Raw genomic sequence first — 11990 nt, forward strand, 5'->3', positions numbered from 1 at the left:
AAGGGGCCCCGGTCGGGGACCCCTTCGTGACGGCGCGACTCAGGCGTCGAGGCGATAGAGCCAGCCGTGCTTGTCTTCTGCGCGGCCGTACTGGATGTCGGTGAGTTCCTGACGAAGCTCCAGCGCGAGAGTGCCCGTGGGCTGCTCGTCGATGAAGTCACGGCCCTTCAGGATGCCGATGGGGGTGACCACCGCGGCCGTGCCACACGCAAACACCTCGACGATGTCACCGGATGCCACACCCTCGCGCCACTCGGTGAGCGAGACGTTCCGCCCGACGACGTGGTGGCCGCGATCGCGAGCGAGCTGCAGGAGCGAGTCGCGCGTGATGCCCTCGAGGATCGAGTCCGACTGCGGAGTGACGATCGTGCCGTCCTTGTAGACGAACACGACGTTCATGCCGCCGAGCTCCTCGACGTTGCGGTCCTGGTCGAGGAACACGACTTGGTCGCACTCGTTCTCATAGGCCTCGGACTGCGGCAACAGGCTCGCCGCGTAGTTCCCCCCGGTCTTCGCCGCACCGGTGCCGCCCTTACCCGCGCGGGAGTAGTCCTCGCTGAGCCAGATCGACACGGGCTGCACGCCGCCCTTGAAGTAGGCGCCCGCCGGGCTCGCGATCACGTAGTAGGCCACCTTGTGCGCGGGACGCACGCCGAGGAAGGCCTCCTTCGCGAACATGAAGGGGCGCAGGTAGAGGCTCTGGTCCTCACCCGAGGGCACCCACGCCCCATCGACCGCGATGAGCTCGCGCAGCGACTGCAGGAAGTACGGGACGGGCAGCTCCGGAAGCGCCAGGCGGCGGGCGGAGCGCTGCAGGCGCCGACCGTTCTGGTCGGGGCGGAACGTGTGCACCGAGCCGTCGGCGTGACGGTACGCCTTGATGCCCTCGAAGATCTCCTGGCCGTAGTGCAGCACGGCGGCCGCGGGGTCGAGCGAGATCGGACCGTAGGGCGAAACGCGCGGACGATGCCACCCGCCGCGGACCGACCAGCAGATGTCGACCATGTGGTCGGTGAAGTTCTGCCCGAAGCCGGGCGCGACCAGGATCTCGTCGCGCTGCGCGGCGTTCTTGGCCGCGAGGTTGCGGGTGACGGAGAACTCGAGGGGCTCGAGCCCGGTGTCCGGATCGGTGTCGATGGTGGTCATGATCTGCGCTTTCAGACTGTTCGGGGGCGCGGGACGGCGGCGCGGGCGGATCGCTCCAGGTTACGCCCGGAGACGGTCGACGATGGCGTCGCCGATCTGCGCGGTGGTTCGCGGCGAGGCATCCCGGTCCGCGATGTCGGACTCGACCGCGTGGGTGACGCGGGCGGCCTCGTCGGTGAGCCCGAGATGATCGAGCAGCAGGGCGACGGAGAGGATCGCGGCCGTGGGATCGGCCTTCTGGGAGCCTGCGATGTCGGGCGCCGATCCGTGGACGGGCTCGAACATCGAGGGGAACGCGCCGTCGGGGTTGATGTTGCCCGATGCGGCGAGGCCGATGCCACCGGTGACGGCGCCGGCCAGGTCGGTCAAGATGTCGCCGAAGAGGTTGTCGGTGACGATCACGTCGAAGCGGCTCGGGTTCGTGACCAGGAAGATGGTGACCGCGTCGACGTGCAGGTAGTCTACGTCGACCTCGGGGAACTCGGATGCCACGTCGTCGACGATCCGCTTCCACATTCCGCCGGCGTGCACCAGGACGTTCGTCTTGTGCACCAGCGTGAGCTTCTTGCGCCGCCGCTCGGCGAGGGCGAAGGCGTACCGGACGACGCGCTCGACGCCGTAGGCGGTGTTCACCGACGTCTCGTTGGCGACTTCGTGGGCCGTGCCGCGCCGGATGGCGCCGCCGTTGCCGACGTACGGCCCCTCGGTGCCCTCGCGGACCACGACGAAGTCGATCGCACCGGGATCGGCGAGCGGGCTGGTCGCTCCGGGGTAGAGCTTCGACGGACGCAGGTTGACGTAGTGGTCGAGCTCGAACCGCAGCTTCAGCAGCAGGCCGCGCTCGATGTTGGCGTCTTTCAGTCGTGGATCGCCGGGCACTCCGCCGACGGCCCCGAGGAGGATCGCGTCGTGCGCGGCGATGGCGGCGAGATCGTCGTCGGTGAGCGTGTCACCGGTCTCGAGGTACCGGCCGGCGCCGAGCGAGAAGGGGGTCTTCTCGAAGGTGACGTCGGAGGCCGCGGTCGCGGCGTCGAGTACCTTCTCGGCTTCCGCAACGACCTCGGGGCCGATGCCGTCACCGGGGATGACGGCCAGTTTCACGACGCGCGACATCGCACTCCTCAGCGCTCAGGGCGCGTCACTTCGTCGACGCGCCGCGGTTTCCTCCCAGGGTAGTGGCAGCGATGAGCGCGGCGATGACGATGAGACCCGCGCCGATCAGCGCGGTCACGACCACGCCCGAGTCGAACGCGTGCGCCGCGGCCGTGCGCAAGGCCTCGGCGAGCGACGGGTCCTCGAGCGTCTCGGACACCGCGACAGCGCCCGCGAGCGTCTCGCGAGCCGCGTCCGCCGCCCCATCGGGGAGACCCGCGGGCAGAACGAGCTGCGCGCGGTAGAACGCCGCGAGGATGCCGCCGAGCACGGCGGTGCCGAGCACGGCACCCAGCTCGTAGGCCGTCTCGGACACGGCGCTGGCCGCCCCGGCCTTGGCCGGCGGCGCGCTGGAGAGGATGAGCTCGTTCGAGACCGTCTCGGCCGCTCCGATGCCGATGCCGAGCAGACCGAAAGCGACGATCAGCAGCACCAGATCCGCGGTCGAGAACGCCACCATGATGTAGGCGACGACCGAGAAGCTCAGCGCTACCGGCACGACCGTTCGGGCCGGGAACCGCTGTGCCACCGGCACCACCGCCAGACCCGACACGATCATCAGCACGAGTCCGGGCAACAGCGCGAATCCGGCCACCATCGGCGACAGGCCGACCACGAGCTGCAGGTGCTGGGCGACGAAGTACAGGAAGCCCACGAGCCCGACGACGCTGAGGAGGTTGACCAGGATGGCGCCCGAGAAGGTGCCCCGTCGGAAGAGCGTCATGTCGAGCATGGGTGTCACCAGGCGCCGCTGACGGCGGACGAACAGCCCCCCGAAGACGATGCCGACGGCGAACAGCACGGGCGCGAGCGAGAGCGGGCCGTCGACCGCGAGCTTCTTGATGCCGTACACGATCGGCACCATCGTCGCCAGCGACAGCAGCACGCTGACGGGGTCGAAGCGGCCGGGAGCGGGGTCACGGCTCTCGGGTACGAAGAAGGGGGCGAGCACGAGCAGCGGGACCAGCACCGGCACGGCCATGAGGAAGACCGAGCCCCACGAGAAGTGCTCGAGGAGGAACCCTCCGACGATGGGGCCGAGGGCGGCACCCGCCGAGAAGCCGGACGCCCACACGGCGATCGCGAACCGACGCTGGTCGCGATCGCGGAAGATGCTACGCAGGAGCGAGAGCGTGGAGGGCATCAGCATGGCACCGAACACGCCCATGAGCGCGCGGCCGGCGATGAGGGCGGCAGCGGTGGGGGCGAACGCCGACAGCGCCGACACCGCGGCGAAGCCCGTGGCGCCGATGAGAAGCATGCGCTTACGGCCGAAACGGTCGCCGAGCGTGCCCATCGTCACGAGCAGACCGGCCAGGACCAACGGGTAGACGTCGATGATCCACAGCTGCTCGATGCTCGTGGGCTGCAGGTCGAGCGCGATCTCGGGGAGCGCGAAGCTCAGCACCGTGTTGTCGACCGAGACCAGCAGCACCGGGAGCATGAGTACAGCCAGCGCGAACCACCCGCGCCAGCCGGCGCGAGGGGCGTTGATCTCTTGAGTGGGCAACGACGAGGTGAGCATAGTTCCGTTCCTGATTCTGAACCGTCCGGCCGGTATAGTATCAGAAGGAACCGACATCCACCCTTACGATCGAGGAGTCATGAGCCGCCCCCCTCTCGCCCGCGATGCCGTCCTGGACGCGTTCACCCAGATCCTCGTCGACGAGGGCGAACGCGCCGCGACGATGGATGCCACGGCTCGCGCCGCGGGCGTCTCCAAGGGCGGGTTGCTGTACCACTTCAACTCCAAGAGCGCGCTCGAAGAGGCACTGGTGCGTCGACTCGAGGTGCTCGCCCAGCAGGACGTGGACGAGATCGAGAAGTCCGCCGAGGGTGTCGTCGCCGCCCACTTGCGCTCATCGCAGAACACCGGGTCACCCCTCGACGCGACGATCCTCGCCGTTTCCCGCTTGGCGCAGAACGGCAACGACGCGGCGTCGGCCTCGCTCCGTCGCGTTCGCGAACTGTGGGAGGCGAGCCTGCGCCCGCACACGCGGGACGAGACGGCCCTACAGATGGTGCTGCTCGTCAGCGACGGCCTCTACTTCAACGCGGTGCTCGACCTCAACGCCGTGCCGGGGTCGACGCTCGAAGGCGCCGACCTCGACGCCCTCATTTCTGCCGTCCTCGCCGCGACCACCTGAACGCCAGCTCGGACCCGAGCCACGATGCGCGGGCCCCTCGTGTGCGTGCGCGCGCAAACTCAGCGATGCGCGCAAACTCACAACGGAGAGGCGCCGACCCGCTGAGTTTGTGCACATCGCCGACCTCGCGGCCCACCGCCGACGACGACGAAGGGGGCCGCGTCCGCGACCCCCTTCCCGATTCTCCGATCGAGCGTCAGCTCTCGACGATCTCGATCTGACGGAACAGGTCGGCGTTGACGGCCTCGCGCATCGCGTCGAGGATGCCATCGGGCACGGGCGAGTCGACCGTGAGCACCGAGAGTGCCCGGCCGGTGGCATCCGGGGCCGCCACCTGCAGACCGGCGATGTTGATGCCCGCCTCCCCCAGCTTCTGGCCGTAGATCGCGACGATGCCGGGGCGGTCGGCGTAGCGCATGACGAGGTGGTGCTGCTCGATCGGCACCTCGATGTCGTAGCCGTTGATCGCGACGACCTTGGGCACCATGCGGGTACCGGCGAGCGTCCCGGCGACGGTCAGCGTCGAGCCGTCGGCGAGGGTGCCGCGCAGGATCGTGATGTTGCGGTACAGCGGGCTCTCGGCCTCGACGATCAGCCGGGTCTCGACCCCGCGCTGCTCGGCGAACAGCGGCGCGTTGACGTACGAGACGGTCTCGCTGACGATGCGGCTGAAGATGCCCTTCAGCGCGGCGAGGCGGTACACGCTCACGTCGTAGGCGGCGAGCTCGCCGCGCACCTCGATGTCGAGGCTGGAGAGCGCACTGTCGGCCAGGCCGCTGAAGAACTGGCCGAGCATCTCGACGAGCGCGATACCGGGCCGCACGAACGGGTCGATCGCACCGCCGGCGACGTTCACGGCATCCGGAACGAGATCGCCTTCGAGCGCGAGCTTGACCGAGCGCGCCACCGACACGCCCGCCTTCTCTTGCGCTTCCTCGGTGCTGGCACCGAGGTGGGGGGTGACGACGACGTTGGGCAGGTCGAGGAGCTTCCGGGCCGGGCCTCCCTCGACGGGCGGTTCGGTCGAGAAGACGTCGAGGCCCGCACCGGCGATCTCGCCCGAGGTGAGCGCGTCGTAGAGGGCGTCCTCGTCGATGAGTCCGCCGCGGGCGACGTTGATGACGTAGGCGCTCTTCTTCATGCGGCGCAACTGCTCGGTGCCGACCATGCCCGTGGTCTCGGGCGTCTTCGGCATGTGGATCGTGACGAAGTCGCTCTGCTCGAGCAGCTCGTCGAGCGAGACGAGCTGAACACCCAGCTGCTGCGCGCGCGTGGCGGTGACGTACGGGTCGTACGCGATCACGCGCATGTCGAAGGCCTGGAGACGCGCGGCGATCAGGGCGCCGATGCGGCCGAGGCCGATGATGCCGATGGTCTTCTCGAAGAGCTCGGTGCCGGTGAACGAGCTCCGCTTCCACAGTCCCTGCGCGAGCGAGGCGTGCGCGGCGGGAATGCGACGCGCAAGGCTCAGCACGTGCCCGACGGTGAGCTCGGCGGCCGAGATGATGTTCGACGTCGGCGCGTTGACCACCATGACACCGGCCGCGGTCGCGGACTTGATGTCGACGTTGTCGAGGCCGACACCCGCGCGGGCGACGACCTTGAGCGACGGGGCGGCGTCGATCGCCTCGGAGTCGATCTTGGTGGCCGACCGCACCAGCACCGCGTGCGCGTCGGCCAGGGCCGAGAGCAGCGCGGGGCGGTCGGTCCCGTCGACGTGGCGCACGTCGAAGTCGGGGCCGAGCGCGTCGATCGTGGCGGGAGAGAGTTCTTCGGCGATGAGCACGACGGGCTTCGTCACGGATGAGTCCTTCGAAACGGTGCACGGGACCGGCGCGCACCACCGCACACCACCGACGAGAGCCGGGCGCGCGGCCCGTGCGGGCCGTCTGTCAGCCTAGCGCGGCCGCCGATGTGCGCCGGACACTGTGACGTGCCGCGACATCCCCCGCGGTTCCGCGCGCGTCGAAACCGCACGCAACGAACCGCACGCGCACGACCGGCCGTGTCAGCTGCCGTAGAGGCCATACGACGTCGTGCCGTAGCCCACGACCGCGAGCCAGAAGGCCGCAGACAGCGTCAGCCCCGCCAGCATCGCGAGCGAGAACTCCCCCGCGCGCCGACGCGCGCCGATCGCGAAAGCCACTCCGAAGGCCGCCAGCGGGAAGACGATCGGAAGGATGTAGACGAACCAGCCCAGACCGTTCAGTCCGAGGGGGCCGTTGACCTGCAGGATCAGCAGGGCGACCGAGCTCCAGACGACGAACGCGTAGAAGAGGCCGAAGATACCGGCGATCGCGACGACGATCCACGTCGGGAGCAGGCGGGTACGCGCGACGGCGTTCATACAAGGGATCCCATCGACAGCAGCGGCCAGGGCACGAGGAGGACGACTCCCAGGATCAGCACGAGGAACCGCTGCCACGTGCGCCAGCCGCGCGTCAGCACGAGCGTCGCCACGAACCAGGTCGGCGGGGCCAGCGCGGCGCCGGCGGTGAGTGCGATGACGGTGACGTCGGGGATCGGGATGCCGAGGGCGAGGAGCTGCCGCCCGGCGAGCACCCACCCGATGGCGAAGAGCAGGAAGGTCGCCGCCACCATGCCGATGCCCACGAGCCCGGCGTTGCCGAGGGGCGCCGACGCGCCCGGCGCCGTCTCGGCCTCCTCCTGCGCCGGGGCCATCGCCCGCGCCATCGTCGGGGCCGGATCGGGCGCCGGGGCCGCCGCAGGCTGGCGCGGGGCCGGATCGGCGGGGGCCCGCTCGGTCGGAGCCGCGGCGGGCACGCCGTGCGCCGAGGCCGCCGCTGCGGACTCCGCGCCCGCCGGTGTCACCGGATCGTCGGCCGGGGCACGATCGCCGACGTCGAGCGTCGGGTCGTCGTCACCGTCCCAAGAGAGGGCGTCGTCGTCGCGGGGAGTGCTCACCCGACCACGGTAGCGCCGTACCCCTCGACAGCGAGCATGCCCCGCCGCAACGGCGAACGCCCCGGAACCATACGGGTTCCGGGGCGTTCGAGCGAGGATCAGCGTGCGGCCGAGCCCACCGCGATCGCTACGGACGACCGTAGCCTCCGGCGGAGGTCAACGCGCCGCGCTGCCTTCCGTGTAGTCGCTGTCCTGCTGCTTCCACGCGAACAGGCCGCGGAGCTCCCGGCCGGTCGCCTCGATCGGGTGACCCTGCTCCTTTTCGCGAAGGGCGAGGAACTCGGGGGCGCCGTTGTCCTGGTCGGCGATGAAGCGCTCGGCGAAGGCACCCGACTGGATGTCGGCGAGGACGGCCTTCATGTTCTCCTTGACCGACGGGTCGATGACGCGCGGGCCCGAGACGTAGTCGCCGTACTCGGCGGTGTCCGAGATCGACCAGCGCTGCTTGGCGATGCCGCCCTCCCACATGAGGTCGACGATGAGCTTGAGCTCGTGCAGCACCTCGAAGTAGGCGACCTCGGGCTTGTAGCCGGCCTCGGTGAGGGTTTCGAAGCCGTACTGGATCAGCTGCGAGGCGCCGCCGCAGAGGACAGCCTGCTCGCCGAAGAGGTCGGTTTCGGTCTCTTCGGTGAAGGTGGTCTCGATGACGCCCGCACGGGTGCCGCCGATCGCCTTGGCGTAGGACAGGGCCAGTTCCTTGGCCTTGCCGGACGGGTTCTGTTCGACGGCGATCAGGTCCGGCACGCCGCGGCCGGCTTCGAACTCGCGGCGCACGATGTGGCCCGGGCCCTTGGGGGCGACGAGGGCGACGTCGACGTCGGCCGGGGGCTGGATGTAGCCGTAGCGGATGTTGAAGCCGTGGCCGAAGAACAGGGCGTCGCCCGGCTGCAGGTTCGGGGCGATGTCCTCGGCGTACACGTGGCGCTGGACCTGGTCCGGGGTCAGGACCATGATGAGGTCGGCCTCGGCGACGGCGTCGGCAACGTTCAGGACCCGCAGGCCCTCGGCCTCGGCCTTGGCGCGGGACTTCGAGCCTTCCTTCAGGCCGACGCGGACGTCAACGCCGGAATCGCGGAGGCTGAGGGCGTGGGCGTGGCCCTGGGAGCCGTAACCGATGACGGCGACGGTGCGGCCCTGGATGATCGACAGGTCGGCGTCGTCGTCGTAAAACATTTCAGTCACTGGGGTGTCTCCTTTTGAGTGGATTCTTCGTAGATATTGTCTGTGGTGCTGCGGTACAACGGGGCGGCTCCGGCGGTGTTACGCGCTGCGGAGGGCCCTGTCACTCATGGAGCGGGATCCCCGCCCAACGGCCAGGGTGCCGGACTGCACGATTTCGCGGATGCCGAAAGGCTCCAGCACTGACAAGAGTGCCGTGAGCTTCTCGGGGTGGCCCGTTGCCTCAATGACCACCGACTCTGTGGAGACGTCGACCACTGAAGCGCGGAACAGGTCTGCAGCCTGGGTGACCTGCAGGCGTGTTGCGGCATCCGCACGTACCTTGACCAGGATGTGGTCACGCTGTACGGAAGATTCGGAGGTGAGCTCGACGATCTTGATCACGTTGACCAGCTTGTTCAGCTGCTTGGTCACCTGCTCGAGGGGCAGCCCCTCGACGTCGACCACGACCGTGATGCGCGAGAGGCCGGGAACCTCGGTCACACCCACGGCAAGCGACTCGATGTTGAAGCCGCGACGGGCGAAGAGACCGGCGACGCGGGTCAGCAGACCCGGCTTGTCCTCGACGAGGAGGCTGAGAACGTGCCTGGACATGTCAGTCCTCCTGCTCGGAGAAGGCGGGCGAGTGCTCGCGCGCGTACTGGACGTAGCTGTTGCTGACGCCCTGCGGGACCATCGGCCACACCATGGCGTCGGCGCTCACGACGAAGTCGATCACGACGGGGCGGTCGTTGGTGTCGAGCGCCAGCTGGATCGCGGCGTCGATCTCGTCTTCCTTCTCGACGCGGATCGCGAGGCATCCGTAGGCTTCGGCGAGCTTGACGAAGTCCGGGATGCGACGGGTGCCGTGACCGGTGTTCAGGTCGGTGTTCGAGTGACGCCCGTCGAAGAACAACGTCTGCCACTGGCGCACCATGCCGAGCGAGGAGTTGTTGATGATCGCGACCTTGATGGGGATGTCGTTGATGACGCAGGTCGCGAGCTCCTGGTTGGTCATCTGGAAGCAACCGTCACCGTCGATCGCCCAGACCACGCGGTCGGGCTCGGCGACCTTGGCACCCATGGCCGCCGGGACGGAGTACCCCATGGTGCCGGCACCGCCCGAGTTCAACCACGCGTTGGGCCGCTCGTACTTGATGAACTGCGCGGCCCACATCTGGTGCTGGCCCACGCCCGCCGCGTAGATCGCCTCGGGTCCGGTCATCTCGCCGATGCGCTGGATCACGTGCTGGGGCGAGAGGAGGCCGTCGGTGGTCGGCGTGTACCCGAGCGGGAACTCCTCACGCAGGCCGTTCAGGAACGACCACCACTCCGAGTAGTCCACCTCGGTCTCGGATGCCGCCTGCCGGAACGCCGCCTCCAGGTCCACCAGCACGTCCTTGAGGTCGCCCACGATCGGCACGTCAGCCGTGCGGATCTTGGAGATCTCGGCCGGGTCGATGTCGACGTGCACGACCTGCGCGTTCGGGGCGAACAGCGCGGCCTTGCCGGTGACGCGGTCGTCGAAACGTGCGCCGAGCGAGACGATGAGGTCGCTGTCCTGCAGCGCGAGGACCGCCGGCACCGTGCCGTGCATCCCGGGCATACCGAGGTGCTGCTCGTGCGAGTCGGGGAACGCACCGCGCGCCATGAGCGTGGTCACGAGCGGGGCGCCCGTGGCCTCGGCGAGGGCCTTGAGCTCAGCCGACGCCTTGGCACGGATGACACCGCCGCCGACGTAGAGGACCGGCTTCTTGGCCTGCGCGATGAGCTGCGCGGCCGCCTGGATCTGCTTGCCGTGCGCCTTGGTCACCGGGCGGTAGCCCGGCAAGTCGATCTTGGGCGGCCAGATGAACGGCGCCTCGTTCTGCTGCGCGTCCTTGGTGATGTCGACCAGGACCGGACCGGGTCGGCCCGTCGAGGCGATCTCGAACGCCGCGGCGATCGCGCCGGGGATGTCCTCGGCGGTCTTGACCAGGAACGAGTGCTTCGTGATGGGCATCGTGATGCCGACGATGTCGGCTTCCTGGAAGGCATCCGTCCCCATGAGGGTCGAGAAGACCTGACCGGTGATGCAGACCAGCGGGACCGAGTCCATGTAGGCGTCGGCGATCGCGGTGACGAGGTTGGTCGCCCCGGGGCCCGACGTCGCGATGGCGACACCGGTGCGCCCGGAGGCGGCGGCGTAGCCCTCGGCCGCGTGGCCGGCGCCCTGCTCGTGGCGCACGAGGATGTGGCGGACGTTCTCGTCGTCCATGAGCGGGTCGTACACGGGCATGATCGCCCCGCCCGGCAGACCGAACACGTCGGTGACGCCGAGCAGATCGAGCGAACGGACGACCGCCTGGGCGCCCGTGAGCACGGGCGCCGGGGCGGTGCGAGCGGGGGGCCGGGGAACGGCCGTGGCGGATTCGGCGGACATGGTGGTACCTCGGAACCGGTGGAGGGTGAAAGGGGGACGGCCGTCAGCCCGTGACTGCGCCCTCCGCGGCGGAGTGCACGAGCTTGGAGTATTTGGCCAGAACGCCACGGGTATAGCGCGGGGGAAGCGGTTCCCAGCCCTCACGGCGGGAACTCAGCTCGGCGTCATCGACGATCAAGTCGAGAGTGCGAGCGGCGATATCGACCCGTATCAGATCACCATCGCGCACGAAGGCGATAGGACCTGCGTCCACCGCTTCGGGAGCTATGTGGCCGATGCAGAGGCCGGTTGTGCCGCCTGAGAATCGACCGTCCGTCAAGAGTAGTACATCTTTTCCGAGACCCGCGCCCTTGATCGCGGCCGTGATGGCCAGCATCTCGCGCATGCCGGGGCCGCCCTTGGGGCCCTCGTAGCGGATGACGACGACGTCGCCGGCGTGGATCTCGCCCGCCTCGAGCGCGTCCATGGCGGCCCGCTCGCGTTCGAACACCCGCGCCGGGCCCTCGAAGACGTTGCCGTCGAAGCCGGCGGACTTGACGACCGCACCCTCGGGAGCCATCGACCCGTGCAGGATCGTGATGCCGCCCGTGGCGTGGATGGGGTTGTCGAACGAGTGGATGACGGTGCCGTCGATCGGGTCGGGGTCGAGGTCCGCGAGGTTCTCGGCGAGGGTCTTGCCCGTGACGGTGAGCGCGTCGCCGTGCAGCAGGCCCTCGTCGAGCATCGCCTTCATGATGACCGGGATGCCACCCTGACGGTCGACGTCGTTCATGACGTACTTGCCGAACGGCTTCATGTCGGCCACGTGCGGCGTCTTGTCGCCGATGCGGTTGAAGTCGTGGAGGGTGAGCTCGACCTCGGCCTCACGCGCGATGGCCAGCAGGTGCAGGACGACGTTCGTCGAACCACCGAGAGCCATGGCGAGGGCGATGGCGTTCTCGAACGCCTCTTTCGTGAGGATGTCGCGCGTCGTGATCCCCTGGCGCAGCAGGTTGACCACGGCCTCGCCCGAGCGGTGGGCGAAGTAGTCGCGGCGGCGG

11 protein-coding genes are annotated in these 11990 nt (G+C 69.1%); 1 reads left to right on the top strand and 10 read right to left on the bottom strand.

The genetic code is table 11. From position 1 onward, the window contains the following. Positions 1–39 precede the first annotated feature (39 nt). Genes LQV45_RS09795 through LQV45_RS09805 form a run of 3 tightly spaced genes read right to left on the bottom strand, consistent with a single transcriptional unit; the run spans position 40 to position 3823 of the window. Positions 40–1146, bottom strand: a complete 1107-nt coding sequence (locus tag LQV45_RS09795) for a branched-chain amino acid aminotransferase (protein WP_230006846.1) — start codon at positions 1144–1146, stop codon at positions 40–42. 60 nt (positions 1147–1206) lie between these two features. Continuing rightward, a complete protein-coding gene (locus LQV45_RS09800) occupies positions 1207–2259 on the bottom strand; it encodes a 3-isopropylmalate dehydrogenase (RefSeq protein WP_230006847.1) in 1053 nt (350 codons plus the stop codon). Positions 2260–2284: 25 nt separating this feature from the next. Further along, on the bottom strand, positions 2285–3823 hold the full coding sequence (locus LQV45_RS09805) for an MFS transporter (protein WP_230006848.1): 1539 nt from the start codon (positions 3821–3823) through the stop codon (positions 2285–2287). Between the two features lie 79 nt (positions 3824–3902). Here LQV45_RS09805 and LQV45_RS09810 point away from each other — a divergent pair, with 79 nt between their 5' ends. Beyond that, on the top strand, positions 3903–4445 hold the full coding sequence (locus LQV45_RS09810; protein WP_230006849.1) for a TetR/AcrR family transcriptional regulator: 543 nt from the start codon (positions 3903–3905) through the stop codon (positions 4443–4445). Positions 4446–4641: 196 nt separating this feature from the next. On the opposite strand, the gene serA is transcribed toward LQV45_RS09810, so the two are convergent. From serA to LQV45_RS09845, 7 genes are all read right to left on the bottom strand, one after another. Next, a complete protein-coding gene (serA, locus tag LQV45_RS09815) occupies positions 4642–6246 on the bottom strand; it encodes a phosphoglycerate dehydrogenase (RefSeq protein ID WP_230006850.1) in 1605 nt (534 codons plus the stop codon). A gap of 207 nt (positions 6247–6453) precedes the next feature. Then, positions 6454–6792 (bottom strand): bacitracin resistance protein, encoded by a 339-nt coding sequence (locus LQV45_RS09820; protein WP_230006851.1) that lies wholly within the window; start codon positions 6790–6792, stop codon positions 6454–6456. Beyond that, complete coding sequence (locus LQV45_RS09825) at positions 6789–7370, bottom strand: ABC transporter permease (RefSeq protein ID WP_230006852.1); 582 nt, start codon at positions 7368–7370, stop codon at positions 6789–6791. Before LQV45_RS09825 ends, LQV45_RS09820 begins: the two co-directional genes overlap by 4 nt. A 156-nt stretch (positions 7371–7526) precedes the next feature. Beyond that, complete coding sequence (gene ilvC, locus LQV45_RS09830; RefSeq protein ID WP_230006853.1) at positions 7527–8552, bottom strand: ketol-acid reductoisomerase; 1026 nt, start codon at positions 8550–8552, stop codon at positions 7527–7529. Between the two features lie 78 nt (positions 8553–8630). Beyond that, on the bottom strand, positions 8631–9143 hold the full coding sequence (gene ilvN / locus LQV45_RS09835; RefSeq protein ID WP_230006854.1) for an acetolactate synthase small subunit: 513 nt from the start codon (positions 9141–9143) through the stop codon (positions 8631–8633). A gap of 1 nt (position 9144) precedes the next feature. Beyond that, on the bottom strand, positions 9145–10950 hold the full coding sequence (locus LQV45_RS09840; RefSeq protein WP_230006855.1) for an acetolactate synthase large subunit: 1806 nt from the start codon (positions 10948–10950) through the stop codon (positions 9145–9147). A 43-nt stretch (positions 10951–10993) separates the two neighbouring features. Beyond that, the coding region (locus tag LQV45_RS09845; protein ID WP_230006856.1) for a dihydroxy-acid dehydratase at positions 10994–11990 on the bottom strand (997 nt) is incomplete at its 5' end.

The sequence above is a fragment of the Microbacterium sp. Bi128 genome, from assembly GCF_918698205.1.

Excerpts from the sequence above, each read along its gene's own strand:
- LQV45_RS09800 (WP_230006847.1), bottom strand. The coding sequence starts at position 2,259 with ATGTCGCGCGTCGTGAAACTGGCCGTCATCCCCGGTGACGGCATCGGC.
- LQV45_RS09795 (WP_230006846.1), bottom strand. The coding sequence starts at position 1,146 with ATGACCACCATCGACACCGATCCGGACACCGGGCTCGAGCCCCTCGAG.
- LQV45_RS09840 (WP_230006855.1), bottom strand. The coding sequence starts at position 10,950 with ATGTCCGCCGAATCCGCCACGGCCGTTCCCCGGCCCCCCGCTCGCACC.
- LQV45_RS09805 (WP_230006848.1), bottom strand. The coding sequence starts at position 3,823 with ATGCTCACCTCGTCGTTGCCCACTCAAGAGATCAACGCCCCTCGCGCC.
- LQV45_RS09820 (WP_230006851.1), bottom strand. The coding sequence starts at position 6,792 with ATGAACGCCGTCGCGCGTACCCGCCTGCTCCCGACGTGGATCGTCGTC.
- ilvN (WP_230006854.1), bottom strand. The coding sequence starts at position 9,143 with ATGTCCAGGCACGTTCTCAGCCTCCTCGTCGAGGACAAGCCGGGTCTG.
- LQV45_RS09810 (WP_230006849.1), top strand. The coding sequence starts at position 3,903 with ATGAGCCGCCCCCCTCTCGCCCGCGATGCCGTCCTGGACGCGTTCACC.